Origin of the sequence: Pseudomonas frederiksbergensis (genome assembly GCF_003732275.1) — a bacterium.
GTDB lineage: Bacteria > Pseudomonadota > Gammaproteobacteria > Pseudomonadales > Pseudomonadaceae > Aquipseudomonas > Aquipseudomonas frederiksbergensis_H.
Window position 1 is genome coordinate 796,592 of record NZ_MOBM01000039.1, and the last position, 25,869, is coordinate 822,460.

General features: G+C 60.7%; 26 protein-coding genes. 16 read left to right on the plus strand and 10 right to left on the minus strand.

All coding sequences use genetic code 11. The features are described 5' to 3' along the window. The first annotated feature begins 85 nt into the window (after positions 1–85). From livH to BK662_RS29875, 8 genes are all read left to right on the plus strand, one after another. On the plus strand, positions 86–1,009 hold the full coding sequence (gene livH / locus BK662_RS29840; RefSeq protein ID WP_008005854.1) for a high-affinity branched-chain amino acid ABC transporter permease LivH: 924 nt from the start codon (positions 86–88) through the stop codon (positions 1,007–1,009). Then, positions 1,006–2,262: a high-affinity branched-chain amino acid ABC transporter permease LivM gene (locus BK662_RS29845; RefSeq protein WP_123360547.1), complete on the plus strand. Its 1,257-nt coding sequence runs from the start codon at positions 1,006–1,008 to the stop codon at positions 2,260–2,262. Before livH ends, BK662_RS29845 begins: the two co-directional genes overlap by 4 nt. Then, entirely contained in the window at positions 2,259–3,026 is a 768-nt protein-coding gene (gene livG, locus BK662_RS29850; protein ID WP_123360548.1) for a high-affinity branched-chain amino acid ABC transporter ATP-binding protein LivG, read from the plus strand. Before BK662_RS29845 ends, livG begins: the two co-directional genes overlap by 4 nt. Then, positions 3,027–3,728, plus strand: coding sequence for an ABC transporter ATP-binding protein (locus tag BK662_RS29855; RefSeq protein ID WP_030128348.1), 702 nt, complete (start codon positions 3,027–3,029; stop codon positions 3,726–3,728). A 300-nt stretch (positions 3,729–4,028) separates the two neighbouring features. Further along, positions 4,029–4,334 (plus strand): BufA1 family periplasmic bufferin-type metallophore, encoded by a 306-nt coding sequence (locus BK662_RS29860; protein WP_123360549.1) that lies wholly within the window; start codon positions 4,029–4,031, stop codon positions 4,332–4,334. Positions 4,335–4,359: 25 nt separating this feature from the next. Further along, complete coding sequence (bufB, locus tag BK662_RS29865) at positions 4,360–5,214, plus strand: MNIO family bufferin maturase (protein ID WP_123360550.1); 855 nt, start codon at positions 4,360–4,362, stop codon at positions 5,212–5,214. After that, positions 5,211–5,972, plus strand: coding sequence for an HvfC/BufC N-terminal domain-containing protein (locus BK662_RS29870; RefSeq protein WP_123360551.1), 762 nt, complete (start codon positions 5,211–5,213; stop codon positions 5,970–5,972). The genes bufB and BK662_RS29870 overlap by 4 nt, the downstream gene beginning before the upstream one ends. Continuing rightward, positions 5,969–6,454 carry a DoxX family protein gene (locus BK662_RS29875; RefSeq protein WP_123360552.1) on the plus strand — a complete coding sequence of 162 codons (486 nt, stop codon included), beginning with the start codon at positions 5,969–5,971 and terminating at the stop codon, positions 6,452–6,454. Before BK662_RS29870 ends, BK662_RS29875 begins: the two co-directional genes overlap by 4 nt. Before the next feature lie 146 nt (positions 6,455–6,600). On the opposite strand, the gene BK662_RS29880 is transcribed toward BK662_RS29875, so the two are convergent. Beyond that, on the minus strand, positions 6,601–7,515 hold the full coding sequence (locus tag BK662_RS29880; protein ID WP_123360553.1) for a LysR family transcriptional regulator: 915 nt from the start codon (positions 7,513–7,515) through the stop codon (positions 6,601–6,603). 106 nt (positions 7,516–7,621) lie between these two features. Here BK662_RS29880 and BK662_RS29885 point away from each other — a divergent pair, with 106 nt between their 5' ends. From BK662_RS29885 to BK662_RS29900, 3 genes are all read left to right on the plus strand, one after another. Beyond that, on the plus strand, positions 7,622–8,221 hold the full coding sequence (locus BK662_RS29885; RefSeq protein WP_123360554.1) for a short chain dehydrogenase: 600 nt from the start codon (positions 7,622–7,624) through the stop codon (positions 8,219–8,221). A gap of 202 nt (positions 8,222–8,423) precedes the next feature. Further along, the gene (locus BK662_RS29895; protein ID WP_123360556.1) at positions 8,424–9,089 is read left to right on the plus strand and encodes a COG3650 family protein; all 666 of its coding nucleotides are present in this window, start codon (positions 8,424–8,426) and stop codon (positions 9,087–9,089) included. A 95-nt stretch (positions 9,090–9,184) separates the two neighbouring features. Next, positions 9,185–10,798 carry an NAD(P)/FAD-dependent oxidoreductase gene (locus BK662_RS29900; protein WP_123360557.1) on the plus strand — a complete coding sequence of 538 codons (1,614 nt, stop codon included), beginning with the start codon at positions 9,185–9,187 and terminating at the stop codon, positions 10,796–10,798. Positions 10,799–10,940: 142 nt separating this feature from the next. On the opposite strand, the gene BK662_RS29905 is transcribed toward BK662_RS29900, so the two are convergent. Then, entirely contained in the window at positions 10,941–12,038 is a 1,098-nt protein-coding gene (locus tag BK662_RS29905) for a PLP-dependent cysteine synthase family protein (protein ID WP_185047209.1), read from the minus strand. A gap of 247 nt (positions 12,039–12,285) precedes the next feature. Here BK662_RS29905 and nhaA point away from each other — a divergent pair, with 247 nt between their 5' ends. The 3 genes from nhaA (at position 12,286) to BK662_RS29920 (ending at position 15,080) form a co-directional block, all read left to right on the plus strand. Then, positions 12,286–13,473, plus strand: a complete 1,188-nt coding sequence (nhaA, locus tag BK662_RS29910; RefSeq protein ID WP_123360559.1) for a Na+/H+ antiporter NhaA — start codon at positions 12,286–12,288, stop codon at positions 13,471–13,473. 121 nt (positions 13,474–13,594) lie between these two features. Beyond that, positions 13,595–14,818, plus strand: coding sequence for a colicin E3/pyocin S6 family cytotoxin (locus tag BK662_RS29915; protein ID WP_123360560.1), 1,224 nt, complete (start codon positions 13,595–13,597; stop codon positions 14,816–14,818). Between the two features lie 7 nt (positions 14,819–14,825). Beyond that, a complete protein-coding gene (locus tag BK662_RS29920; RefSeq protein ID WP_123360561.1) occupies positions 14,826–15,080 on the plus strand; it encodes a colicin E3-like toxin immunity protein in 255 nt (84 codons plus the stop codon). Between the two features lie 67 nt (positions 15,081–15,147). Here BK662_RS29920 and BK662_RS29925 read toward each other — a convergent pair whose 3' ends face one another. Next, positions 15,148–15,612, minus strand: a complete 465-nt coding sequence (locus tag BK662_RS29925) for an outer membrane lipoprotein (RefSeq protein WP_123360562.1) — start codon at positions 15,610–15,612, stop codon at positions 15,148–15,150. Between the two features lie 168 nt (positions 15,613–15,780). Between BK662_RS29925 and BK662_RS29930 the strand changes: the two genes are divergently transcribed. Further along, the gene (locus BK662_RS29930) at positions 15,781–16,017 is read left to right on the plus strand and encodes a hypothetical protein (protein ID WP_052966960.1); all 237 of its coding nucleotides are present in this window, start codon (positions 15,781–15,783) and stop codon (positions 16,015–16,017) included. A gap of 5 nt (positions 16,018–16,022) precedes the next feature. Here BK662_RS29930 and pdxH read toward each other — a convergent pair whose 3' ends face one another. From pdxH to dinG, 5 genes are all read right to left on the minus strand, one after another. Further along, positions 16,023–16,670: a pyridoxamine 5'-phosphate oxidase gene (gene pdxH, locus BK662_RS29935; RefSeq protein WP_008005815.1), complete on the minus strand. Its 648-nt coding sequence runs from the start codon at positions 16,668–16,670 to the stop codon at positions 16,023–16,025. Between the two features lie 24 nt (positions 16,671–16,694). Further along, positions 16,695–17,792, minus strand: a complete 1,098-nt coding sequence (locus tag BK662_RS29940; protein WP_123360563.1) for an OmpA family protein — start codon at positions 17,790–17,792, stop codon at positions 16,695–16,697. 111 nt (positions 17,793–17,903) lie between these two features. Continuing rightward, a complete protein-coding gene (locus tag BK662_RS29945) occupies positions 17,904–19,049 on the minus strand; it encodes a serine hydrolase domain-containing protein (RefSeq protein ID WP_123360564.1) in 1,146 nt (381 codons plus the stop codon). A gap of 225 nt (positions 19,050–19,274) precedes the next feature. After that, entirely contained in the window at positions 19,275–21,797 is a 2,523-nt protein-coding gene (locus BK662_RS29950; RefSeq protein ID WP_123360565.1) for a beta-galactosidase, read from the minus strand. Between the two features lie 96 nt (positions 21,798–21,893). After that, the gene (dinG, locus tag BK662_RS29955; protein ID WP_123360566.1) at positions 21,894–24,038 is read right to left on the minus strand and encodes an ATP-dependent DNA helicase DinG; all 2,145 of its coding nucleotides are present in this window, start codon (positions 24,036–24,038) and stop codon (positions 21,894–21,896) included. A 99-nt stretch (positions 24,039–24,137) separates the two neighbouring features. On the opposite strand from dinG, the gene BK662_RS29960 reads away from it, so the two are divergent. Continuing rightward, a complete protein-coding gene (locus tag BK662_RS29960) occupies positions 24,138–24,602 on the plus strand; it encodes a CopD family protein (RefSeq protein WP_123360567.1) in 465 nt (154 codons plus the stop codon). A gap of 163 nt (positions 24,603–24,765) precedes the next feature. Here the strand turns inward: BK662_RS29960 and BK662_RS29965 are convergent, their stop codons facing one another. Both BK662_RS29965 and BK662_RS29970 read right to left on the minus strand, forming a co-directional pair. Further along, entirely contained in the window at positions 24,766–25,524 is a 759-nt protein-coding gene (locus BK662_RS29965) for a collagen-like triple helix repeat-containing protein (RefSeq protein ID WP_123360568.1), read from the minus strand. After that, positions 25,517–25,795 (minus strand): DUF1145 domain-containing protein, encoded by a 279-nt coding sequence (locus BK662_RS29970; RefSeq protein ID WP_123360569.1) that lies wholly within the window; start codon positions 25,793–25,795, stop codon positions 25,517–25,519. Before BK662_RS29970 ends, BK662_RS29965 begins: the two co-directional genes overlap by 8 nt. Positions 25,796–25,869: the final 74 nt, after the last annotated feature.

Genomic DNA, 25,869 nt, shown 5'->3' on the forward strand with positions numbered 1-25,869 from the left:
TTCGAAGTGGATGCAGATCCACGGGGCTCGAGCGGGAAAATGACTCCACCAGTGAAATGCGTATCAGGTTTTTAGGAGCGCAGTAATGCCTGACATCTATCACTTCTTCCAACAGCTGGTTAATGGTCTGACCATTGGCAGCACGTATGCCCTGATCGCCATCGGCTATACGATGGTTTACGGCATCATTGGAATGATCAACTTCGCCCACGGCGAGGTGTACATGATCGGCTCTTACGTGGCGTTCATCGCCATCGCCGGGCTGGCCATGCTGGGGCTCGAGAGTGTCCCGCTATTGATGACCGCCGCTTTCATCGCGACCATTGTCGTTACCAGTGCCTACGGTTACAGCATCGAACGGATCGCCTACCGCCCCCTGCGCGGCAGCAACCGTCTGATCCCGCTGATCTCCGCCATCGGCATGTCGATCTTCCTGCAGAACACGGTTCTGCTGGCGCAAGACTCCAAGGACAAATCCATCTCCAACCTGATCCCTGGCAACTTCGCCATCGGGCCAGGTGGCGCACATGAAGTGCTGATTTCCTACATGCAAATCGTCGTGTTCGTGGTGACTCTGGTCGCCATGCTCGGCCTGACGCTGTTCATCTCCCGCTCTCGCCTGGGTCGCGCCTGCCGCGCCTGTGCCGAAGACATCAAGATGGCCAACCTCCTGGGTATCAACACCAACAACATCATCGCCCTGACCTTCGTCATCGGTGCGGCACTGGCGGCCATCGCGGCCGTGCTGCTAAGCATGCAATACGGCGTGATCAACCCGAACGCCGGTTTCCTGGTCGGCCTCAAGGCCTTCACCGCAGCAGTGTTGGGCGGTATCGGCAGCATCCCCGGCGCGATGCTCGGCGGGCTGGTGCTTGGGGTGGCGGAAGCCTTTGGTGCCGATATCTTCGGCGACCAGTACAAGGACGTCGTGGCGTTCGGTCTATTGGTCCTGGTGTTGTTGTTCCGGCCAACCGGCCTGTTGGGCCGTCCGGAGGTTGAGAAAGTATGACTAGGAATCTTAAACAGGCGTTGTTCAGCGCCTTGCTGGTGTGGGCTGTCGCCTACCCGGTACTGGGTCTGAAACTGACCATTGTCGGCATCAACCTCGAAGTCCATGGCACCAGCACTGCAACGCTGATCACCATCGCCGTGTGCTCGGTGCTGATGTTCCTGCGGGTGCTGTTCGACCAGCAGATCAGTTCGGCCTGGAAAGCCTCGCCCAACCTGCCGGTGATGCCGGCCAAGGCCAGTACCTTCCTGACTCTGCCGACCACCCAGCGCTGGATCATCATCGCGTTGATCATCGGTTCACTGGTCTGGCCGTTCTTCGGCTCCCGCGGGGCGGTGGATATCGCCACCCTGGTGCTGATCTACGTGATGCTCGGCCTGGGCCTGAACATCGTGGTTGGCCTGGCCGGCCTGCTCGACCTCGGTTACGTCGGCTTCTACGCCGTGGGCGCCTACAGCTACGCGCTGCTGTCGCACTACTATGGCCTGAGCTTCTGGATCTGCCTGCCGATCGCCGGGATGATGGCGGCCACGTTTGGCTTCCTGCTCGGTTTCCCGGTACTGCGTTTGCGCGGTGACTACCTGGCGATCGTGACGTTGGGCTTCGGTGAAATCATCCGCCTGTTCCTGCGTAACCTGACCGGCCTCACGGGTGGTCCGAACGGCATCAGCAACATTCCCAAGCCCACGCTTTTCGGGCTGAGCTTTGATAAAACTGCCGCAGAAGGTCTGCAGACCTTCCACGAGTTCTTCGGCCTGGAATACAACTCGATCAACAAGGTGATCTTCCTTTACCTGATCGCGGTGTTGTTGTCGTTGTTCGCGCTGTTCGTCATCAACCGCTTGCTGCGCATGCCACTGGGTCGTGCCTGGGAAGCGCTGCGTGAAGACGAAATCGCCTGCCGTGCATTGGGTCTCAATCCTACGATCATCAAGCTGTCGGCCTTCACCCTGGGTGCCTGCTTCGCCGGTTTCGCCGGTAGCTTCTTCGCCGCGCGCCAGGGCCTGGTGACACCGGAGTCCTTCACGTTTATCGAATCGGCGACCATCCTCGCCATCGTGGTGCTGGGCGGCATGGGCTCGCAACTGGGCGTCGTCCTCGCCGCCACGGTGATGATCCTGTTGCCGGAAATGATGCGTGAGTTCAGTGAATACCGCATGTTGATGTTCGGCGCCTTGATGGTGCTGATGATGATCTGGCGTCCTCAAGGTCTGCTGCCGATGCAACGCCCCCACATGGAGCTGCGCAAATGAGCCGTGAGATCCTGAAAGTCACTGACCTGAGCATGCGCTTCGGCGGCCTGTTGGCGGTCAACAGCGTGGCCCTGACCGTCAAAGAGAAACAAGTGGTGTCGATGATCGGCCCCAACGGTGCCGGCAAGACCACCGTGTTCAACTGCCTCACCGGTTTCTACCAGCCAACCGCCGGCAGCATCGTGCTGGACGGCGAGCCGATCCAGGGCCTGCCGGGCCACAAGATTGCTCTCAAAGGCGTGGTGCGCACCTTCCAGAACGTGCGGCTGTTCAAGGAGATGACGGCGGTCGAGAACCTCTTGATCGCGCAACACCGTCACCTGAACACCAACTTCCTGGCCGGTCTGTTCAAGACCCCGGCGTTCCGCAGAAGCGAACGCGAGGCTATGGAGTACGCCGAGTACTGGCTGGAAAAGGTCAACCTCAAGGAGTTCGCCAACCGTCCGGCCGGCACCCTGGCCTATGGTCAGCAACGTCGCCTGGAAATCGCTCGCTGCATGATGACCCGCCCGCGGATTCTCATGCTCGACGAACCGGCCGCCGGCCTCAACCCGCGGGAAACCGAAGACCTCAAGTCACTGATCGGCACCCTGCGTGAAGAGCATGACGTGACCGTGCTGCTGATCGAACACGACATGAAACTGGTCATGAGCATCTCCGACCACATCTTCGTGATCAACCAGGGCACCCCCCTGGCCAATGGCACGCCGGAACAGATCCGCGACAATCCTGAAGTGATCAAAGCCTACCTGGGGGAAGCGTAAATGCTGCAGTTCGAAAACGTTTCCACCTTCTACGGCAAGATCCAGGCGCTGCACAGCGTCAACGTCGAAGTCCGCCAGGGCGAGATCGTGACCCTGATCGGCGCCAACGGTGCCGGCAAGTCGACCCTGCTGATGACCCTCTGCGGTTCGCCGCAAGCCCACAGCGGCAGCATCCGCTACATGGGCGAGGAGCTCGTCGGCCAGGACTCGTCGCAGATCATGCGTAAAAGCATCGCGGTGGTCCCGGAAGGCCGTCGGGTGTTTGCCCGTCTGACCGTGGAAGAGAACCTCGCCATGGGCGGATTCTTCACCGACAAGGGCGATTATCAGGAACAGATGGACAAGGTCCTCGGACTTTTCCCACGCCTGAAAGAACGCTTTGCCCAACGCGGCGGCACCATGTCTGGCGGCGAACAGCAAATGCTCGCCATCGGCCGTGCGCTGATGAGCAAGCCCAAGCTGTTGCTGCTCGACGAGCCATCGCTGGGCCTGGCACCGATCATCATCCAGCAGATCTTCGACATCATCGAACAGCTGCGCAAGGACGGTGTAACGGTGTTTCTGGTGGAGCAGAACGCCAACCAGGCCCTGAAAATCGCTGACCGTGCCTACGTGCTGGAGAACGGCCGGGTAGTGATGACAGGGACAGGTGAAGCACTGTTGACCGACCCGAAAGTGCGCGAAGCGTACCTCGGTGGTTAAGCGATTGCGGTAAACAAAAAAACGGCCTTCGGGCCGTTTTTTTATGCCTGCCACAAACCTCACAACAATGAAGATCCAATGTGGGAGCGGGCTTGCTCGCGAAAGCGGTATCACATTCAACAGAGATGTTGGCTGACACACCGCTTTCGCGAGCAAGCCCGCTCCCACAGGGAATTCGTGTGTTTTGAGAATTTCTGAAAAAGTTTTGGCGTGAGCTGTAACGCATCGCCCTGTCGTTTCTCTAGAGCAGTAAGCAAGCACAAACGCTTGCCAATCCAAGCTCAATTCCGGAGAAATATCATGACTGCTACCACCCGCACCCTGTCCGCCACCGCCCTGGTTCTGGCACTCGGTTCTGCCCTGAGCATTGCCGCTGTCTCCACTGCCCATGCCGCTGACGCCAACATGGAAAAATGCTTCGGCGTGGCCATGAAAGGTCACAACGATTGCGCCGCAGGCGCTGGCACCACTTGCGCCGGCACGGCAAAAACCGACTACCAGCCAAATGCTTTCAAACTGGTTCCTAAGGGCACCTGCGCCACCACGATGAGCAAGACCTCGCCAACCGGTTTCGGCCAGATGGAAGCCTACAAAGCCAAGTCGTAATCAGAACCCAGCCTGAGTGTCGACCATGAACCCTTCATCTTCCGGGCTCCCGCCCCGCTCCGGGCTGGGGCTCAAGACCGAGCACTTTCGTGAAGTGCTCGGTACACAACCGGACATCGGTTTCTTCGAAGTCCACGCCGAAAACTACATGGTGGCCGGCGGCCCGTTTCATCATTTTCTGGGGTTGATCCGCGCGCAATATCCGCTGTCGCTACACGGCGTTGGCCTGTCCATTGGTGCCGAAGGTCCGCTGGATCTTCAGCACCTGCAAAGGCTTGCCGCGCTGATCGAACGCTATCAACCCCAATCCTTTTCCGAACACCTGGCCTGGTCCAGCCATGGCCCGGTGTTTCTCAATGACCTGCTGCCCCTGGCCTATGATGCGCCGACGCTGAACCGCGTCTGCGAGCACATCGATCAGGTGCAGGGCACCCTCAAACGCCCGATGCTGCTGGAGAATCCGGCGACGTATCTGGCGTTCCAGCGCTCGACCCTGGATGAGGCAGACTTCATCAGCGAAGTCATTCGCCGCACGGGTTGCGGCCTGCTACTGGACGTCAACAACGTCTACGTCTCCTGCATCAATCACCAAAAAGATCCGCTGGCCTATATCGACGCGCTGCCTCTGCATGCGGTGGGAGAGATTCATCTGGCCGGGTTTGCCGAAGACACCGACAGCCTCGGCGACCGTCTGCTGATCGACGATCACGGTGCGCCCATCGATAACGCGGTGTGGGCACTGTATGCGCAGGTGCTGGAGCGAGTTGGTCCGATCGCCACGTTGATCGAGCGCGACAATCAGTTACCGGCCTTCAGCGTTCTGCACGCCGAAGCCCGTCAGGCTGATGAGTTGCTGCATTGCGCGGGGGGCCGATCATGAGCACTCAAGCTGCGTTTGCCGCCGCCCTGCTCGATCCGCAACGGCCCTGCCCCGAGGGCTTGCTCAGCACCAATGGTGCCGATCCCGCCAGCCGATTCGCGGTGTATCGCAACAATGTGCAGAGCTCGCTGATCAACGCCCTGGCCGACAGTTACCCCGTGGTTTCGCAGTTGGTGGGCGATGAGTTCTTTCGAGCGATGGCGGGGTTGTATGTGCAGCGTTGCCCGCCTCAAGGCCCACTCATCAACGACTACGGCAAGGACTTCGCCGAGTTCATCGACCGCTTTGAGCCGGCAGCCGGCGTGCCGTATCTGGCCGACGTGGCGCGATTGGAGCGGTTACGCGTTCAGTCCTATCACGCCGCCGATGCGCAGCCACTGCGCCATGAGCAGATCGCCGCCGCGCTATCGGACCCGCAGGCGCTGAGCGAGCTGACGGTCGGGTTTCATCCCTCCCTGAATCTGCTGACTTCAGCTTTTGCCGTGGTTGCGATCTGGGCCGCGCATCAACAGGACGCGACGCTGGCCGGAATCGACCTCGACCACGGGCAAAACGCGCTGGTGCTGCGCAATGGTCTGACGGTTGAGGTTTTCGCCATCGACCACGGCGCCAGCACCTTCATTCAGCACCTGCAAAACGGCCAGTCCCTCACCCAAGCGTTAGAGACAGCGCCCGCCTTCGACCTCAGCCAAACCCTGGCGCTGCTGATCAGCCACAACGTCATCACCCATTTACACCACAATCAGGTATCGCCATGAACACCCATCGGAACCCCATCGCCCGCGCCATCGCGCTGCTGGAAAAAATTCCCCACAGCCTGATCGCGTTTATCGCGCGCTTTTCCATTGCCGCGGTGTTCTGGAAGTCCGGGCAGACCAAAGTGGAAGGCCTGGCCATCGACTTGATCGACGGCACCTTTCAACTCGGCGTACCAAGGCTGGCGGACTCGACCATCCCTTTGTTCCAGAGCGAATATCACCTGCCGTTGCTCTCCCCGGAACTGGCGGCACACCTGGCGGCCTTCGCCGAGCATTTCTTTCCGGTGCTGATCCTGATCGGCTTCGCCACACGGTTTTCGGCGCTGGCACTGCTGGGTATGACGCTGACTATTCAGCTGTTCGTGTACCCCGATGCCTATCCGACCCACGGCACCTGGGCGGCGGTGCTGCTGTACTTGATGGCGACCGGGCCGGGTAAGTTGTCGATTGATCATCTGATTGCCAAGCGTTACGCCCGCTGATCTCTACCTCGTAATTCCAGAAAAATGAAGATCCAAATGTGGGAGCGAGCCTGCTCGCGATAGCGGAGTGTCAGCCAGCATCAATGCCGAATGTCACACCGTCATCGCGAGCAGGCTCGCTCCCACAGGGGTTGCGTGGTGAGACGCTACCGTTGAAGCCGATCCAACGCCTCACCACTGCGCTTGAACCAACCCATCAAATAATCCGCCAGCACTTGGGTGCGTTTCGGCAAACCTCCCTGATACGGATGCACCAGGTACATCGGCATGCTGCGGGTCTGATAATCGCGCAGCAGCCAGCGCAAACGCCCGTCAGCCAATTCCTCTTGCAGCAAGTACGACGGCAAACGCGCAATGCCCGCATCCGCCAGCGCGGCTTTCTTCAAGAGGTTGTAATGGTTGCTGGCGAACGGCCCCGACACTCGCACCCGCAGTAACTCGTGCTGTTGGTGATAGAGCCATTCTTCGCGACCGCTGTAATGGCTGTTGAGCAGGCAGCGGTGTTCGGCCAGTGCCTGAGGCGTCAGTGGTTCACCGAATCGCTCAAGGTACGCAGGGCTGGCGCAGGTCATCTCGTGCCAGGCCAGCAGCGGGCGGGCAACCAGGCGTTCGTCGTTGGCCACTTCCGAGCGGATCGCCAGGTCGAAACCGTCCCGGGACAGGTCACGGTAGTTATTGTTGAGCTCCAGTTCGATCTGCACCTCGGGGTACTGCCGGGAAAACTCCAGCAGCGCGCCGTCAAAGAAGGTTTCCCCCAGCGATACCGGAACCGTCATCCGCACCGGGCCGGCCATGTCGTCTTTCAACCGCGCCAAGGCCTGACGCGCTCGCTCGACTTGAACCACCAGTGCCTGGGCTTGCGGCAACAGCGCCGCGCCCGCCGCGGTCAGGCTCAAGCGGCGCGTGGTGCGTTGCAGCAACACCACGGCAAACCGCGTTTCCAGCAGGCTGATGCGTTTGGAGAGTTGCCCTTTGCTGCAACCCAGTTGCTGGGCGGCCAAGGTGAAACTGCCCGCCTCGATCAACACCGCGAATGCCGCCAGGTCGTCCATTTCGCTCATGGGATTGTTTCCATTTGAAAACCAAAGGTTGCCTATTAGCCCGCTTATCAATGGGAAAAACCACTCTAAACTTAAATTTAAATCCAGCCCATTCAGGTACAGCACGATGAAAATTCTTTTGATTGGCGCCTCTGGCACCGTCGGTTCGGCCATTGACCATGAACTGTCCCAGCGCCACGAAATCATCCGTATCGGCCGTAAAAGCGGTGAGTTCCAGGTCGACATCAGTGACAGCGCCTCGATCCGCAAATTGTTCCAACAGACCGGCAACTTCGATGCGCTGATCTGCGCCGCTGGCAGCGTCAACTTCGTGCCGCTGGCGACCATGACCGAACAAGACTTCGAGCTCGGCTTGCGGGATAAGCTGATGGGTCAGGTCAACCTGCTGCTGATCGGCCGGGAATTCGCCAATGACGGTGCGTCATTCACCTTCACCACCGGCATCCTCAGCCACGATCCGATTCGTACCGGCAGCTCGGCATCGATGGTCAACGGCGCCCTAGACAGTTTCGTCCGCGCAGCGGCGATCGAGCTGCCGCGCGGCTTGCGCATCAACTCGGTCAGTCCGAACGTGCTGGTCGAAGCCATGGGCAGCTATGCCCCGTACTTCCGCGGTTTCAAACCGGTTCCCGCTGCCGACGTGGCGCTGGCCTACGCCAAAAGCGTGGAAGGCTTACAGACCGGCCAGACCTACCGCGTCGGCTGAACCAAACACGACCCGTAGGAGCTGCCGCAGGCTGCGATCTTTTGATCTTGCTCTTTTCGGAGCTGCTAAAAATCAAAATCAAAAGATCGCAGCCTTCGGCAGCTCCTACGGAAAACAAGAGGACCGAGATGAGAGGACATTGCAGGGTTGTGATGAGCGGTCAGGCTAAGTAACGTGGCGACACTTGTCAGGAGACTCAAAGATGCGTGTTGCCCGTTCCTTAGTGCTTGTTGCCCTGCTTCCGCTGTTCGCAGCCTGCCAGTTGCTTGATGGTCCGCGCGAAAGTGCTTCCCATGTGGGCCAGACCCGCATGCAGGGCCAGTTGACAGCGGCCGATGGCAAGTTGCTGTTCCAGCCGTGCAATGAGCAGCGCAGTTATGTGGTCAACGACACCGGCGGCACCAGCGTCCTGCAAGAGGCCGCGACCCTGGCCAATGATCAGGGCAAGTTATTTGCTGACGTGCGTGGCCGGATCGTTGCCAGTGGTGCCGATAGCCGGCTCGATCTGGAGCAGCTGTACCGCGTCGAACGCTCGGGCACAGCGTGCGACGATCCCAATTTCAAACAGCTGACTCTGCGCGCCGCCGGCCATGGCCCTGAATGGAACGTCAAAGTCAGCGGCAAAGGCATGGTCATCGACCGCGCCGGCCAGCCACCGTTGGCCCTGCCGTACGTTGAAGAGCAACTGGGCGATGGCCGCTTCAACCTCAGCACCGAAGCCAATAATCAGCGCATCGAGCTCTGGGTCGCGCCGCAACGTTGCGTCGACAGCAGCACCGGCAGCGTGCAGCACATGAGCGCCGAGCTGCGCATCGATGGCCAGGTGCAACGCGGCTGTGGGTATTTTGGTGGATCGCGCGACGACTGATCGTTTTTGCCTCACGGGAATCATCCTTTGAGGCTTATAATCGCGGGCTTCAAACGCCTTGGCGCAGTTGTGCGCCCCGCGAACCGGATCCCGTCATGTTACGAATCACCGAACTCAAGCTGCCGATCGACCATCCCGAAGAAGACCTGCGCCCTGCCATCGTGCAGCGCCTGGGCATCGCCAGTGATGACCTGCTCGACTTCACCTTGTTCAAGCGCAGCTACGATGCGCGCAAAAAGTCCTCCGAACTGTGCTTCATCTACACCATCGACCTCAACGTTCGCGATGAGGCGTCGGTGCTGCACAAATTCGCCGATGATCGTAACGTCAACGTGGCGCCGGATGTCAGCTACAAAGTGGTCGGCCAGGCGCCGGCTGATCTTGAGCAACGTCCTGTCGTCGTGGGTTTCGGCCCGTGCGGAATCTTCGCCGGCCTGCTGCTGGCGCAAATGGGCTTCAAACCGATCATCCTCGAACGGGGCACCGAAGTGCGTCAGCGCACCAAGGACACCTGGGGCCTGTGGCGCAAAAGCGTGCTCAACCCCGAATCCAACGTGCAATTCGGTGAAGGCGGCGCGGGTACGTTCTCCGACGGCAAGCTCTACAGCCAGATCAAGGACCCGAAATTCATCGGGCGCAAAGTCTTGCACGAGTTCGTCAAGGCCGGCGCGCCGGAAGAAATCCTCTACGTCAGCAAACCGCACATCGGGACGTTCCGTCTGACCGGTGTAGTGGAAAACATGCGTGAGCAGATTCGCGCCATGGGCGGCGAAGTGCGCTTCCAGCAGCGTGTCACTGACGTCTTGATCGAGGACGGCCAACTGGTCGGCGTCGAGCTCAATGGCGGCGAGCAGATCCATTCGAAACATGTGATTCTGGCCCTCGGCCACAGCGCCCGGGACACCTTCCGCATGCTCCACGGTCGTGGCGTGTACATGGAGGCCAAGCCGTTCTCGGTGGGTTTCCGCATCGAGCACCCGCAATCGCTGATCGACCGCGCGCGCCTGGGCAAATACGCCGGGCACCCGAAACTCGGCGCGGCCGACTACAAACTGGTGCACCACGCCAGCAACGGCCGTTCGGTCTACAGCTTCTGCATGTGCCCGGGCGGCACCGTGGTGGCGGCGACCTCCGAGCCGAACCGCGTGGTCACCAACGGCATGAGCCAGTACTCGCGTAACGAGCGCAACGCCAACTCCGGGATCGTCGTCGGGATCACCCCGGAAGTCGATTATCCAGGCGGCCCGCTCGCCGGCATCGAGTTGCAGGAACGCCTGGAATCCCACGCCTTTGTGCTGGGCGGCAGCAATTACGAAGCACCGGCGCAACTGGTTGGCGACTTCATCGCAGGCAAGCCATCCACTGAATTGGGCAGCGTTGAGCCGTCCTACAAACCGGGCGTTGCCTTGGGCGACTTGGCCCTGGCCCTGCCGGCGTTTGCCATCGAAGCGATTCGCGAAGCCTTGCCGGCGTTCGAGAAGCAGATTCGTGGCTACTCGTTGCATGACGCGGTGTTGACCGGGATCGAGACGCGCACGTCATCGCCACTACGGATTACCCGTAACGAGTCGATGCAGAGCCTGAACGTGAAAGGCTTGTTCCCGGCCGGTGAAGGCGCGGGTTATGCCGGCGGGATATTGTCGGCGGGCGTCGACGGTATTCGAATTGCTGAAGCGGTGGCCCGAGACATCCTTGGCCTCGAGGCCTGACCGGCATTTCCTGACAAAATGCAAAACCCTGTGGGAGCGGGCTTGCTCGCGATAGCGGATTAACATTCAACAGAGATGTTGACTGATCTACCGATATCGCGAGCAGGCTCGCTCCCACATTGATTTCAGCGTCCGACCAATATCAAATATTGGCGCGCAACACGCTGGCCGGCAGCGGCTCGCCGCGCTCGACACTCGCCGCCACGGCATCCATCAAACCACTCAACTCATACCCCTGGGCCTTGAGCCAGGCCTGATCGTAATAGGTGGTGGCGTAGCGCTCGCCGCCATCGCACAAAATCGCCACGATCGACCCCGACTCCCCCGCCGCCACCATCTGCTGGGCTGCCATCAAGGCGCCGATCAGGTTGGTCCCGCTCGATCCGCCGACCCGTCGCCCCAAATGCTGCGCCAGATAATGCATGGCCGCCAGCGACAACGCGTCCGGTACTTTGACCATCGCATCGATCACCTTGGGCAGGAACGACGCTTCCACCCGCGGCCGACCAATGCCTTCAATCCGTGACCCGCAATCCAGGCGCAGGCTGGCATCGCCGGTCTGGTAATAATCGAAGAACACCGAACGCTCGGCATCGGCGCACAGCACGCGGGTGCAATGCTGGCGATAGCGCACGTAACGGCCGAGCGTCGCGGTGGTGCCGCCAGTGCCGGGACTGGAAATCAGCCAGCTCGGCTCCGGGTGCAGCTCGAAGCGCATCTGCTGGAAGATCGATTCGGCGATGTTGTTGTTCGCCCGCCAGTCGGTGGCACGTTCGGCGTAGGTGAACTGGTCGATGAAGTGCCCGTCATGTTCGCGAGCCAGGCGTTCGGATTCGGCGTAGATCTGCGTCGGATCGTCCACCAGATGGCTCTTGCCACCGTAGAAAGCGATCTGCGCGATCTTTTCCCTGGACGTGGTCGCGGGCATCACCGCAATGAACGGCAACCCCAACAAGCGGGCGAAGTACGCCTCGGAAATCGCCGTCGAACCGCTGGAGGCTTCGATCACTGGCGCACCGGGTTTGAGCCAGCCGTTACACAGGGCGTAGAGGAACAACGAGCGCGCCAGCCGGTGTTTCAGGCTGCCGGTGGGATGGCTCGACTCATCCTTGAAATACAACTCGATGCCCGGCAACCCCGGCAGCGGCAAAGGGATCAGGTGGGTGTCGGCGCTGCGCTGGAAGTCGGCTTCGATGATCCGGATGGCTTCGCGGGCCCACTGTCGGTTGTCGCTCATGATGGTTTTCTCGTTGAATCAGGCAAGAGTCGGCCTTGTCGCAAGGCTCAGCCCACAAGCTTAGGAAAGAACCTACATCATGCACAGATACAGCTGAGGTCCAATACGTCCGGCAACTGCTAGGCTCAGGCCTTTGCTGACCGTCCGCGTTGTAACGACATATAACAAAAAAGAATATAACTTTTGTTTTAACAACTAACGGTACGGGTTAGGGTGTGACACCTTTTGAATTCATCGATGGAGAGCGACCTTGCCTCTGCGTAGCACGTTCACGCGTTTCTTTCAGTTGGAAGCTGCCAGCGGTCTGTTATTGATCGCCGCGGCCGCTCTCGCCCTGATCATCAACAATTCATCGCTGTCGTGGCTCTATAGCGGCCTGCTGGACACCCCCGTGGTGGCTCAGATCGGCGCGCTGAAAATCGCCAAGCCGCTGCTGTTGTGGATCAACGATGGCCTGATGGCCCTGTTCTTCCTGTTGATCGGCCTGGAAGTGAAACGCGAAGTCCTCGACGGCCAACTGTCGAAACCATCGCAGATCGTCCTGCCCGGCGCGGCGGCGATTGGCGGCATGGTGGTGCCGGCGCTGATCTACTGGTTCCTCAACCGCGACAACCCGTCCGCCTTGGGTGGCTGGGCCATTCCGACCGCCACCGACATTGCCTTCGCCCTCGGCGTACTGGCCCTGCTGGGTAAACGCGTGCCGGTGTCGCTGAAACTGTTCCTGATGACCCTGGCGATCATCGATGACCTGGGCGCGATCATCATCATCGCGATCTTCTATTCCGGCGCACTGTCGACCTTGTCCCTGGCGCTGGCCGCAGCCTGCATCGCGGCCTTGATCGGGATGAACCGACTCGGCGTGGTCAAGCTCGGGCCATACATGATCATCGGGCTGATCCTCTGGGTCTGCGTGCTCAAGAGCGGCGTACACGCCACGCTGGCCGGTGTGACCCTGGCCTTCTGCATTCCACTGCGCACGAAAAACGCTGAGCCTTCGCCGCTGCTGACCCTGGAACATGCCCTGCATCCGTGGGTGGCCTACGGCATCCTGCCGCTGTTTGCCTTCGCCAACGCCGGTCTGTCCCTGAGCGGCGTGACCGTCGAAAGCTTCACCCACGACGTGCCGATGGGCATCGCCGTCGGCCTGCTGCTGGGCAAGGCCATCGGTGTCTACGGCCTGACCTGGCTGGCGGTAAAAATCGGCATCGCCACCCTGCCCCAAGGCGCCAACTGGGGTCAGGTGCTGGGTGTAGCGATTCTCTGCGGCATCGGTTTCACCATGAGCCTGTTCGTCGGCTCCCTGGCCTTCGTGCCCGGCAGCAGTGAATACGCCGGGATGGATCGAATGGGGATTCTGACCGGCTCGATACTGGCGGCATTGATCGGTTATGCGGTGACGGCGGCGGCGAGTCGCAAGAGCACTGCGCTGCAGTCCTGATCGTTAGAGAACACTCTTAGCGACATTCAGGATTCGTCCTACAGCCACGATTAGCCACGTTCGTTAACGTCGTGCAGCCCCTCTTTCCGGGGTTGCCGATGGACGAGCGAAAGGACAATCAGTGGCTGGTAACAAGGACATTCCCCGGGTTCAAAACCCACCGTCCGGCGACGGGCATCACGTCACCCACCGTTACATGACGGCCACCGAACTGGCCGAGCGCGATGCCAGGCAAAACGCCTACGACGCCATGCTCGCCAGGCAGCAGGCCTTCGAAGCCAGCCTTCAAGTCGCTGCGAAAAAGGACGACGTTGTCCGCGCGGGATGCGTGTTCGCCAAGTCCTGCAAGCTGCCCGACGCAATCATCGACTACACGAATCCCTCCGGCGTTGTTCCGACTGACAGCCTGAAAGACTACGGCGAGCTGGTTCTGCTCGGTGCTCGCGAAGCCGATGAAAGCGGTGTCGTGCCGCTCAAGAAAATCAGTGGCACTGCGATTCCGGCAGGTTTCGGCAGCTTTGCTTTGACCGGCTCAGCGTTCGCCGCACTGCCCGCCGTCGCCGCCAGCACCGCTGCGGCCACCTTGGCAGGTTTGGTGGCCCTGGTCATACCGTCGAGCCTTGGCGACAGCTCGCTCTACACCGAAGACCAACTGCGCGCCCTTAAACAGGCCCGCACTCGCGTGCGCCTGCGAGTCGAACAACAGGCTGACGGCAGTCTCAAGGGATACGGTTTCTACACCGGTAAAAACCGTGACTGGGAAATGGTCGATGTCGCGCAATTCACCTTGCGCGGCAGTCAGCAGGTGGCTGACCTTGGGGACGGGATCGAGCTGATCTGGACACCGGCCGAGGACGGTTCAAATATCCTCGGCATCCCCGCTTTGGAAGCCGCACCGCAAGCACCGCACATCTGGGTTTATCCGCCGACGAAGGCGGCTGACAGCATCATCGTCAATCCGGTGTACCCGCCCGAGTACAAGGATTTCATTCTGGTGTTTCCGGCGGATTCGGGGGTGTTGCCGGTTTATATTGTGGTGAGTGTTTCAGGAAGACGGGTTCCTAACCCCGATCACGACTATCACTCTGCACCTGAAACAGAGGAAATCACTGGTTTCTTGGGCTTGAAAGAAGCAAAAAAGAAAACCCCACGACAAGGGGGCGGTGGACTTCGAGAGCGTTGGATTGATGCCAAAGGTCGAACAATTTATGAATGGGACTCTTTGCATGGGGAGCTGGAAGCTTATCGGGCAAGCGATGGAAGCCATCTAGGCTCGTTCGACCACCTGACAGGCAAGCAAATAGACCCGCCTAAAAAAAACCGCAGCATTAAAAAGTATTTGTGAGGCCAAGATGGGACTGAAGATCAGATTGGACTGGTATGACAAAGAAACGGAAATAGCAGCCGGAAAAGAATACTCCGCTGATCTTGGTGATGACGGTTCAGTAATCGATGCATTAGGCCTGATGGCGGAAAGCGAGATCTACGACGGTGGATTTGACGTTTTATCGGCGTGGGTGCCAGAGCTCCAGCCTCTGTTCAAGCATAAGATCAATATTGCCGCTTTTGATTACCAAGTTGCATTTCGATATCGGAAAGTATGGTAATTCCCCCAAAAAACACAAAACCCCGACCAGTCACCTGATCGGGGTTTTCTTTTACCCGTATTCCCGCTTAGTGCGCAACGCGGCTCGTACCACCCACAGTGGAAATCCGCACCCGCTCACCCACACGGAACACTTCATTAGGCTGAACTTCCTGCACGTAGGCGCGCATGCTGCCATCGTCTTCGCGCACGGTGATTTCAACACCTTGCGTACGGGTCAGGCCTTCTTCGGCAGCCGAGCCCATCAGGCCGCCGGCGACAGCGCCGATGACCGCTGCGACGATGCTGCCGCGACCGCCGCCGATGGCGCTACCGCCGACACCACCCACGACTGCACCGGCGGCGCCGCCGATCGGGGTTTTGGTGCCTTCGATTTTCACCGGACGCAGGGCTTCAATGGTACCCATGCGAATCGTCTGCACACGACGCGCTTCGTCACGGGAGTAGGAGTCACCGGTCAAGCTCGATTGGCAGCCAGTGAGCAACATCGCCATCGTGGAAAAGGAAGCAACCAGCAGAACAGACTTACGCATAGCATCAAACTCCATAGGACAGGTATCCATTAAACTCCGCAGCTTGACGCCTGTCACGACATCGCCCGGATAAAATTGGTTTCATTCAGGCCAAGTACAGGCGCTTTCTCGAACTCACACACAGTAGCGTCAAATTACAAAATCTGCGCCGCTGACCCAAGGATTTTCATGGATTACTTCATCATTGTCGTCACGACCGTCGCCGGCTTGTACTTCCATTGGTGGCTGTACGTGCGGATCAAACGCTGGATGGACCGCGATCTGGCGTTGTCACTGGCGGGTAAAGACCAACAGAAAAGAGCCTTTATGCTCCAGCAACTGGCGAACGCTCAAACGCAGAAGATCAAGCGGCGGGACCTGCCCCAATGGCTGGAGGCCGCTGCGGCAGGGTATCCCGATCGGTAGACTATTTACGGCGCCAGGCGTTCACGAACCCAGTCGGTGCCTTGCAAGCGGTAGTTGAGGCGATCGTGCAGACGGCTCGGACGGCCCTGCCAGAATTCGATGCGCTCGGGCAGCAAGCGATAGCCGCCCCAGTGCTCGGGGCAGTGAGGCTGAGTATCGCTGAAACGTTGCTCGGTGTTCTTGAGCAGCGCTTCCAGTTCGCCGCGATCAGCAATCACCCGGCTCTGGGGCGAGGCCCAGGCACCGAGACGACTGCCCAGAGGACGAACCTGATAATAAGCGTCGGACTCTTCAGGCGTGACCTTCACCACCCGCCCTTCGATGCGCACCTGGCGCTCCAGGGCTGGCCAGAAGAACGTCATGGCCGCAAATGGATTGGCTGCCAGTTGCTGACCCTTGTCGCTTTCATAGTTGGTGAAGAAGGTGAAGCCCTGCTCGTCCAGGCCCTTGAGCAGCAGGATGCGGCAATGCGGCCGACCGTCCTGATCGACGGTGGCCAGCGTCATGGCATTCGCCTCCACCGGCACCTGCTCGGTTTTCACCGCATCGGCAAACCACTGATGGAACAGCGCGAACGGCTCGGCCGGGGCTTGCGCCTCGGTCAGGCCATCTCGGGTGTAGTCGCGACGCATATCTGCCAAGGGCCGGGTCATGGCGCATTCCTTTTGGTTAACGAATCACTTCTTTGTGTCATCGCCGACAGCGACTTTCTTGGTGTCGACAGCGGCTTTGGCCGGCGCAGTATTTTTCACCACTGCTTTTTTGGCTGGAGCCTTGGCAGCCGCTTTCTTGGCTGGTGCCTTTTTCGTCGCCGGCACAGCCGCTTTCTTCGCAGCAGGCGCCGGGGTCACCGGCTTGGCCACTGGCTTGATGTCTTGCGCAGCGACCATAGTTTTCACCGGTGCCGGAGCCGGCATGTTGTACTTGCTCAGCAACGCGACCATGGTGTTTGCCGGGGTCACCAACAGCTCGACGCGACGGTTCAGGGCACGACCTTCAGAACTGTCGTTGGCAGCACGCGGAGCCTCACCACCCATGCCGCGCAGCATCAGGCGATCACGCTGCAGACCGCTGAGACGGAAGATTGCCGCCACTGCCTGGGCGCGTTCCTGGCTCAGCTTCACGTTGGCCGGTGCGGCGCCCGACGTATCACTGTGACCGAGTACCAGCACGGCAGTCTTTGGATCGACTTCAAGGATTTTCGCGACACGGGTGAACGGGCCGAGGGTCACCGGCAGCAGCATGGCCGGACGATCAGGGTTGAACGAGCCTTCTACCGGTGCCGTGACGACCAGCACGTTTTCGCGGCGCTCGAGTTTCAGGTTGCTGTCCTTGATTGCCTCGCGCAGGCGCGGTTCGTAGTCGTCGAGCCAGGCCTGGGTGACTTTCGGATCGGGCATCGGCACGGCTTTGGCGGTGCTCTGCTCCTTGCCGCCGAACGGCCACCACCAATTGCCACCGGCATCGGCTTCAGCCTTGGCTGCAACGGCCGGTTTGGCTTCAGGTTTAACCTCAGGCTTCACTTCGGGCTTGGCGACCTTGCCGGCACCATCATCGGAACCGAACGGCCAGTACCAAGGGGATGCACTGTCAGCCTTGGCGACGGGTGCTGTTGCAGCAGGTTTCAGTGGGGTCGGGGCCGGCTCTTTGGTCGCAACCTTGTCGGAAGAGCCGAACGGCCACCAGCTGCCGCCGTCTGCGTCATTTTGTGGGGTTTGTGCGCAACCGGTGATAGCGAAGCACAGGGCCAGGGCGAGAGTTTTATTGGATGACATTGGATATCCACAAAATGAGTAATGAAGAATCAGACCGGGTTGGCCCGGATAAACAGCGCTTTGAAACCACAAAGGCTTTCGGGTTCCGGCCCTGGCCCCCTTGAGCGTGATTTACAGACAAGTGGCCAGTACTCGCACAAGCTTTTGGGCTCGTGGATCCATCAAGACGTACGGCCCCAGGGTATTTGTCACAAAGCCGAAGGCCACATCGTATTCCGGATCAGCAAAACCGATGGAACCGCCGGCACCCGGGTGACCGAACGCCCGTGGGCCGAGGCCGTAGGTGGCGTTGGGTACGTCCGGTTGATCGAGCATGCAACCCAGGCCGAAGCGGGTCCGGGTCAATAAAGTCTTGTCTTCGCCGACGCTGTGTTCGCGGGTCAGCTCGTCGAGCATTTCGCTTTCCAGCAAGCTGCCGTCGAGCAGACCGGCGTAGAACCCGGCCAGGCTGCGGGCATTGCCATGGCCATTGGCGGCCGGCTGCTGCATGCGCCGCCATTCCGGTTTGTTGGTGCTGGTCATTATAGACGGCGGGTTGGTGAAGGCCCGCGTGCTCATGGCCGTCGGCTCGCGCATGGTCACTTGCAGCAAGCGCTGGGCCGCGGCATCGCCGAGATTGCCCTTGCCACGGGCGATGTGCGCCACGCGATGGAACTCTTTGTCGGCGAGGCCGACGTGGAAGTCCAGCCCCAAAGGCTTCGCGACCCGTGCCACGATGGATTCGCCCGGCCCACGACCGTCGGCGCGACGCAGTAATTCACCGACCAGCCAGCCATAGGTGATCGCCGCATAACCATGACCTTCACCCGGCGTCCACCACGGCGCTTCGGCAGCCAGGGCATCGACCATGGTCTGCCAGTCATAAAGTGCTTCAGGGGCCAGCAGTTCGCGTAGCGCAGGCAGGCCGGCCTGATGGCAGAGCAAGTGGCGCAGGGTCACGGATTCTTTGCCGGCGGCAGCGAACTCGGGCCAGTAACGGGCAACCGGGGCATCCAGTTGCAGCTTGCCTTCGGCCACCAGTTGCAGCGCGGTCACGGCGGTGAAGGTCTTGGTGCAGGAAAACAGGTTGGCAATGGTGTCGCTGTGCCAGGCTTCGGTGCCGTCCTTGTCAGCGGTACCGCCCCAGAGGTCGAGAACGGTTTCCCCGCCAATGCGGATGCACAACGCCGCGCCACGCTCCTGAGGATCGTCGAACAGCGCCGCAAACGCTTCGCGCACCGCTTCGAACTTAAGCTCGTAATGACCCTGAATCTGCACCCACAACTCTCCCGGATAAACGCTCTATAAAGTGGCCCGCATTGTTCCAGCCCTTGAGGGTTTTGGGAACAGGGTCGGGCCGGGCGGTGTACCCGCCCATAAAATTAATCAGAAAACTTTGTGGCGAGGGAGCTTGCTCCCGTTGGGCTGCGCAGCGGCCCCAAAAAAGGGACTGTTACGCAGTCCAACGGGAGCAAGCTCCCTCGCCACAGGGGATATCGGTGCTTAATGACCATTACCCGAATGCCCACCCGCATGGCCGGCGCCCTGCTCCGCACCTTTGTCGGTAGCGCCTTGCTTGCCGCCCTCGCCCTCATGGTTCTCGGCAGCTTTTTCCGCCTCGGCTTTGGCCTTCTCGGCCTCTTTGCCGAGTTGATCGACAGTCTGCACATTGCTTTTGCGCACCGTGTCGACAAAGCCCTGGAACGGCAGGTCAGTAATGCCTACCAGCCCGAAGTGGCCGTTCTCGCCATCCAGCAGGCGACCCGTCACCGGTTGATCGAGGTACTGGAACCAATGCACTCCGACAATCGACGGCTCGCTCATCGCTTGTTTGAGGAAGTTGGCGTAGGCCGGGCCGCGGTCTTCTTCTTTCGCCAGTTGCGTCACGCCGCCCCAGAACGGGCCGCGATCCTTTGATCCGAAGTTGAATTCGGTGATCAGTACCGGTTTGTCCAGGCTGCGCAGTCTGGCGAAGTCGTAACCGTCCTGGGGTTGCAGGGTGTACATATTGAAGCTCAACACATCGCAGTATTGCGCGCAGGACTCGACGGCTTCCGGGGTACTGACGGCAAAACGGCCGCCCAATAACAACTGGTTCGGCGCATGCCATTTGAGCGAGTCAGAGACGGTTTTGAAGTAGGTGTCGGCGAACACTTTCTGGAAGTATTTGAAGTCGGCTTCGATTTCCGGGTATTCGGCGCTCGGCTGCGGTGGCACGAAGCCCGGGTCTTCCATCAATTCCCAGGCCGGCAGATCAATGCCCCATGCCTTGGAAAGGCCCGCCTGGTTGCGGTACTTGTCACGCAGTTGTTTGAGGAAGGCACGTTTTGCCGGCACATCGGTGGTCATTTTCAAGGTGCCGTAGGCCAACGCATAACGGGCCTTTGGGTCATCGCCGGGACCGGCCCAGGCCAGTTCATTGTCGGCGAAGTAACCGATCAGCCACGGATCGTCGCGATGGTCGCGGGCGGCGATGGCCACGGCGCGTTCGGTGGCCATGGCGAAACGCGGATCGAACGGGTCGGGCATGCCGCCCCACCAATCGGTGCCGGTGCTGATGCTGGCGTAATCGCCGACGATCGACAGCGGCAAGGTGTACGGCACACGGTCAGCATTGCCAAACACCGATGCGCTCCAGTTGCCGAGGGTGTTGAAGCCCCAGGCTTGCAAGCGATCGAGGGTATGGCTGGCCCAGCGTTGTTCGTCGAAAACCACTTTGCAGGGTTCGGCGGCCGTTTGCTCGGCCGCTTTTTCGACTGACGCTTCAACGGCGCCGGTCTTGGCCGCTTCGGCAACACCAGCCGCGGATTCGGTCGCCGCAGGAGCGGCTGATTGCTCAGCAGCCTTATCGGCCGTCGCCTCGACCGCATCGGCCTTGGCCGCTTCGGCGACACCGGCCTTGGTGTCGCTGCCCGGTGCGCAAGGTTTGCCATACAGACGCTGCAGGTTGGCGCCATAGAAATCGTACCAGCGCCCGGCGTTGTAGGCTCGGCCCTGATCGGCGCCATTGCCGCCACGGTTGTCGCCTTCGCCATAATAGCTGGCAAGAGGCTCATCGGGTTTGGGCAGGGACTCGAACATCCACTCTCGACCGGCGATGTAGGTCTGGTTGACGTTCGGGGTCACGCTGTTGACGCCCAGGGAATAGAACGGATGCCCTTCCGGCGTCACCAGATACCAGCGGCCGTCACGCTTTTCAGTGCGGAAAAAGCCGCTGGCCTTGAACGCCGGGCCTTTGGTCCAGCCGCCGAACTTGTCCAGCGAGGCCTTCTCGCGCTCGGCCAGCCAGGTTTTCAGTTGTTGCTGTTCTTTGGCCGCGGCGGACTTCAGTTGCTCGTCGCTGCTGATTTTTTCCGGCCATTTGGCCCGGGTCGATTGACCGAAAGCATCCACCAGACCGCCATAAACGGCCTTGGTGACAGCCTCGCCGTCCTGCACGCCGAAGCGTTCGAGCAGGATGCTTTGGGCGACTTTCGGCTGATCCATCGACAAGGTCACCGACACCACCTGGCTGCGGTCCAGCTCACCGGCGCTGCTGGCCAGCAATACACGCTGGCCTTCAAAGTCGAACGGCATCGGTGGGCCGGCTTTCATCCCCTGGCTCAGCGGCGAACTGGCGACCAAAGGCACCAGCAGGGTCTGCGCAGGGCCGGCCGGCAGATCGACACGGCTGACCAGGGTCTTGCCGTCGTTGCTCTGGATTTTCACGTACAGGGTCACGGCCCAGTTCATCGCACTCTGGATCCGCAGGCTCATGACGCCCGACTGCGACCAGTCCCAGGCACCGGTCTGCGGCGTCAGGCGCAAGGTCGGCTGGGCCACTGGGTTGAAGGTCACACGGCGCAGCACTTCGCCTTCGGCCGTTTGCTCCGCGTTCGATTGCGGCAGGCTGGCGTCCTGGGTCGCCACCTGAACCACGTCGGCGGGACGCACAAAGTTGAACAGCGTTTGCTGGCCGGCAGGGGCCGCCAGCAAAGGGGCTGCGAACATCAAGGCAAAAACAGCAGGCAACGAACGGCGAATCATAGGAACGTGGATCTCCCAAGCGACCATCAATGGGCCAGTGGAAAAGCGGTGGCAGTGAGGTAGACAACGCGGTGGGCCTATTTGCCCACCGGTGCATCAGGAAATTTCACGACGGAATGGCGGCAATGAATTGAGAATAGCTTTGCCGTAGCGCTGCGTGACCAGACGACGGTCGAGCAAGGTGATGGTGCCGCGGTCTTCTTCGGTCCGCAGCAAGCGACCGCAGGCCTGGACCAGTTTCAGCGAGGCGTCCGGCACGGAGATTTCCATGAATGGATTGCCACCGCGGGCCTCGATCCATTCAGCCAGCGCCGCTTCGACCGGATCGTCGGGCACCGAGAACGGAATCTTGGCGATCACCACGTGCTCGCAGTACGCACCGGGCAAATCCACGCCTTCGGCGAAACTCGCCAGGCCGAACAGCACGCTCGAATCCCCGCCATCAACCCGCGCCTTGTGCTTGTTCAGGGTTTCCTGCTTCGACAGGTTGCCTTGAATGAACACTTGCTTGCGCCAGTCGCGATCCAGTCCGTCGAACACGTCCTGCATCTGTTTGCGTGAGGAGAACAGCACCAGGGTGCCACGTGAACCTTCTACCAGTTGCGGCAGGTCGCGGATGATTGCCGCGGTGTGAGCCGGCGCGTCACGCGGGTCGGCTTTCAGGTCCGGCACCCGCAGCACGCCGGCGTCGGCGTGATGGAACGGGCTCGGGACCACCGCGGTGACGGCGGTTTTAGGCAGGCCGGCACGCATGCGGAAGCGGTCGAAAGTGCCGAGAGCGGTCAGGGTCGCCGATGTCACCAGCGCCCCGTAGGCCACGTTCCACAGGTTGCGCCGCAGCATGTCTGCCGCGAGGATCGGGCTGGCATTGACCTCGATGTCGAACAGCGAACCGCTTTCGGCCAGGGTCAGCCAGCGGGCCATGGGCGGGTTGTCTTCCGGGTCTTCGACGGTGAAGGCGGTCCACAACTCCCAGTTGCCCGAAGAACGGGACAACAGGCTGCCGAACAGCGGATACCACTCTTCGGCCTGGTTGCTGGCGATGCCGATGTTGACCTCACCGTCCATGCCTTCCTTGAGCAGCTCGGTGAGCCGGGTGAACAGGTCGGTCAGGCGGGCAAAGCCCTTCTTCAGCTCGATGCCCATTTCGCGCATGTGCTCGGGAATCACCCCGCCGACGAAACGGTGACGTGGCCGCTCGCGACCTTCGACATCTTCGCCGGGCTTGAAGTCGGCGGCTTGCTCGCAGGCGCTGAACATGAACTGCTGCTGGGTCTTTATCTCCCGGGCCAGCTCCGGCACCTGCTCGATCAACTTGCCCAGATCGCCCGGCAGCGGGTGCTGGGCCAGCAGTTTGGTGAGGTTCTTGGCGGTGGTTTCCAGCCAGTCGGCGGTGGAGCGCAGACGCGTGTAGTGGGCGAAGTGACCGATAGCCTTGTCCGGCAGGTGATGACCTTCGTCGAACACGTAGATGGTGTCCCGCGGATCGGGCAGAACCGCGCCGCCGCCCAGGGCCAGGTCGGCCAGGACCATGTCGTGGTTGGTAACAATCACGTCGACTTTGCCCATGCCTTCGCGGGCCTTGTAGAAGGCGCACTGGCCGAAGTTCGGGCAATGACGGTTGGTGCACTGGCTGTGATCGGTGGTCAGGCGCGCCCAGTCGGCGTCTTCCAGCGCCGTCGACCAACTGTCGCGGTCGCCGTCCCACTTATTGCCGGCGAGCTTCTCGATCATGCTGGTGAACAGCTTCTGGCTGGCCTCATCGACCTCGATCTTGAAACCTTCTTCTTCGAACAGCTGCGCGGTGGCAGTCTGCGCATGACCTTCCTGGAGCAACATGTCGAGTTTGGACAGGCACATGTAGCGCCCGCGGCCCTTGGCCAGGGCGAAGCTGAAATTCAGCCCGCTGTTGCGCATCAGGTCGGGCAAATCCTTGTAGACGATCTGCTCTTGCAGGGCCACGGTGGCCGTGGCGATCACCAGACGCTTGCCGGCGGCCTTCGCGGTGGGGATGGCCGCCAGGCTGTAGGCCACGGTTTTGCCGGTACCGGTGCCGGCTTCCACCGCGACAATCGCGGGGTCGCCACTGCGCCGGCCTTCGTCGTCGGTGTCGATGGCACCGAGGACCTTGGCAATTTCGGCGATCATCAGGCGTTGGCCGTAGCGTGGCTTGAGGCTCTTGGCTTCGAGAAAACGCGAGTAGGCGCCCTGGATCGTGGTTTTGAGTTCGGTGCTGATCATGGATTGTCGGGCGCAAAAAATGCTGGATAAATTTTCAGTGGTTCGGATCGGCCGCTATCATACCCCGCTAATCAATCCCGCGCAGAACGGAGTACCTCAATGACACCTTTTGGCATCGTTTATACCCTGCATGTCCTGGCCGCCCTGGTGTGGGTCGGCGGCATGTTTTTCGCCTGGATGGTCCTGCGCCCCGCGGCGATGAAGGCGCTGGAAGGCCCTGCCCGGTTGAAGCTGTGGGTAGAAGTGTTTCAAGGTTTTTTCCGCTGGGTCTGGATCGCGGTGGTGCTTTTGCCGATCAGCGGCGTGGGCATGATTCATCTGCAGTTCACCGGATTTGAAGCCGCGCCGCGGTATGTGCAGGTGATGATGGGATTGTATGTGGTGATGACGGCGCTGTTTATCCGGATTCAGGCGTTGTTGCTGCCGGAACTGCGCACGGCGGTGGCGGCTCAGGACTGGCCGACGGGCGCAGCGGTGCTGGGTAGGATTCGTCGGTTGGTGGGGATTAACCTGATGGTGGGGTTGGCGCTGGTGGCGATTGCTGCGGCTCGGCCGATGTTCTGAGGAAGATGTAGTCTCTGTGGCGAGGGAGCTTGCTCCCGCTCGGCTGCGCAGCAGTCGCAAATCAATCACTGCGCACGTTCCGAAAGAACAAGATCGCCGGATTTGGGGCCGCTTCGCGACCCAGCGGGAGCAAGCTCCCTCGCCACAGAGTTGTTGCCGGTTCTTACAACCGCTGAATGCTCACCGAACCCGCCACCCCCGCAGGCCCTGCCTGGCCATCGGCACCGGGACGACCGCTCTTGCCGCCATCGGCTTTATAGACGATGCAGCCCTTGGCCTTGCCGCCCGATCCAGGTTTACCCCCCGGCCCTGCCGCGCCACCCACCCCGCCTGCAACCTCGACCTTGATCTGCTCCGTCGGGTAATCACGTGGCACTTCCAGCCGAACCAGCGCCCCAGGCGCGCCCGGCTGGCCATCGCTGCCATCGCTGCCATCAGCGCCGCGTCCGGCCTGGCCCCAGGTGCAACCCGGTGCTTGACCGTTGGCCCCATCAAGGCCGACAAACCCGGGAGCACCCGCGCCACCGCGAGCGTCTACCGACAATTGCGGCGCGTTCAACGCTTTGATCTGCAAATCCAGATTGCGTCCGGAGCGGGCGGCCTTGAGGTATGTCCCCGGCGCGCCCCGTGCAGTGATCTGGCTACCTTCTGCCAACTCGGCACGGCTGACCTTCAACGCCAGAGCTTGTTCGCTCGGCACAATGGCGATCCGCGCGTCACGTCCCAGGTGCAGCTCGCCGACCGTCACTTCGGTCACGTTCGAGGGAATGAGCAAAGTGCCGTAATCGGCCACTTCCAGCCGTTCCAGTTGCAAGGTACTGGCCGTGTTGGGCAAGCGCATCAGCGAGTTGGTTTCGACGCTCACCACCTGCGCGCAGGCCAATGGGCTGATAAGTGCAGCGAGCAGACAGAGTTTACGCATGGGAGGCCTTCGAAGCGGCCGGGGCCGGAATGGTTTGCAGGTGGAAAACGCCGAAAAAGACGATCTTCAGACGATCACGCCAAGGGTGGGCTCGACCTTTGAGGCTGCGGTTGCAAAACACCAGCTCCAGAAGATGGAGCCCTGCCAACACGCTGCCCGCCAGATTGACCAACAGGTGCAGCGGATGAACAAACGGTATGAGCAGGTTGACGAGCGCCACCAGCCAGAACAGCAGGGTCAACAACTTCCCCAGCCCCCAAAACACCTTCATACGCGCCCCCGTTGAGAATTATTCTTTGCGCGCACAGTAACGGCTTACGCGCGGGATAAGCCAGAGGCCAACAA

Coding starts and splice junctions, on each gene's coding strand:
- livH (WP_008005854.1), top strand. CDS start 86: ATGCCTGACATCTATCACTTCTTCCAACAGCTGGTTAATGGTCTGACC.
- BK662_RS29845 (WP_123360547.1), top strand. CDS start 1,006: ATGACTAGGAATCTTAAACAGGCGTTGTTCAGCGCCTTGCTGGTGTGG.
- livG (WP_123360548.1), top strand. CDS start 2,259: ATGAGCCGTGAGATCCTGAAAGTCACTGACCTGAGCATGCGCTTCGGC.
- BK662_RS29855 (WP_030128348.1), top strand. CDS start 3,027: ATGCTGCAGTTCGAAAACGTTTCCACCTTCTACGGCAAGATCCAGGCG.
- BK662_RS29860 (WP_123360549.1), top strand. CDS start 4,029: ATGACTGCTACCACCCGCACCCTGTCCGCCACCGCCCTGGTTCTGGCA.
- bufB (WP_123360550.1), top strand. CDS start 4,360: ATGAACCCTTCATCTTCCGGGCTCCCGCCCCGCTCCGGGCTGGGGCTC.
- BK662_RS29870 (WP_123360551.1), top strand. CDS start 5,211: ATGAGCACTCAAGCTGCGTTTGCCGCCGCCCTGCTCGATCCGCAACGG.
- BK662_RS29875 (WP_123360552.1), top strand. CDS start 5,969: ATGAACACCCATCGGAACCCCATCGCCCGCGCCATCGCGCTGCTGGAA.
- BK662_RS29880 (WP_123360553.1), bottom strand. CDS start 7,515: ATGAGCGAAATGGACGACCTGGCGGCATTCGCGGTGTTGATCGAGGCG.
- BK662_RS29885 (WP_123360554.1), top strand. CDS start 7,622: ATGAAAATTCTTTTGATTGGCGCCTCTGGCACCGTCGGTTCGGCCATT.
- BK662_RS29895 (WP_123360556.1), top strand. CDS start 8,424: ATGCGTGTTGCCCGTTCCTTAGTGCTTGTTGCCCTGCTTCCGCTGTTC.
- BK662_RS29900 (WP_123360557.1), top strand. CDS start 9,185: ATGTTACGAATCACCGAACTCAAGCTGCCGATCGACCATCCCGAAGAA.
- BK662_RS29920 (WP_123360561.1), top strand. CDS start 14,826: ATGGGACTGAAGATCAGATTGGACTGGTATGACAAAGAAACGGAAATA.
- BK662_RS29925 (WP_123360562.1), bottom strand. CDS start 15,612: ATGCGTAAGTCTGTTCTGCTGGTTGCTTCCTTTTCCACGATGGCGATG.
- BK662_RS29930 (WP_052966960.1), top strand. CDS start 15,781: ATGGATTACTTCATCATTGTCGTCACGACCGTCGCCGGCTTGTACTTC.
- pdxH (WP_008005815.1), bottom strand. CDS start 16,670: ATGACCCGGCCCTTGGCAGATATGCGTCGCGACTACACCCGAGATGGC.
- BK662_RS29940 (WP_123360563.1), bottom strand. CDS start 17,792: ATGTCATCCAATAAAACTCTCGCCCTGGCCCTGTGCTTCGCTATCACC.
- BK662_RS29950 (WP_123360565.1), bottom strand. CDS start 21,797: ATGATTCGCCGTTCGTTGCCTGCTGTTTTTGCCTTGATGTTCGCAGCC.
- dinG (WP_123360566.1), bottom strand. CDS start 24,038: ATGATCAGCACCGAACTCAAAACCACGATCCAGGGCGCCTACTCGCGT.
- BK662_RS29960 (WP_123360567.1), top strand. CDS start 24,138: ATGACACCTTTTGGCATCGTTTATACCCTGCATGTCCTGGCCGCCCTG.
- BK662_RS29965 (WP_123360568.1), bottom strand. CDS start 25,524: ATGCGTAAACTCTGTCTGCTCGCTGCACTTATCAGCCCATTGGCCTGC.
- BK662_RS29970 (WP_123360569.1), bottom strand. CDS start 25,795: ATGAAGGTGTTTTGGGGGCTGGGGAAGTTGTTGACCCTGCTGTTCTGG.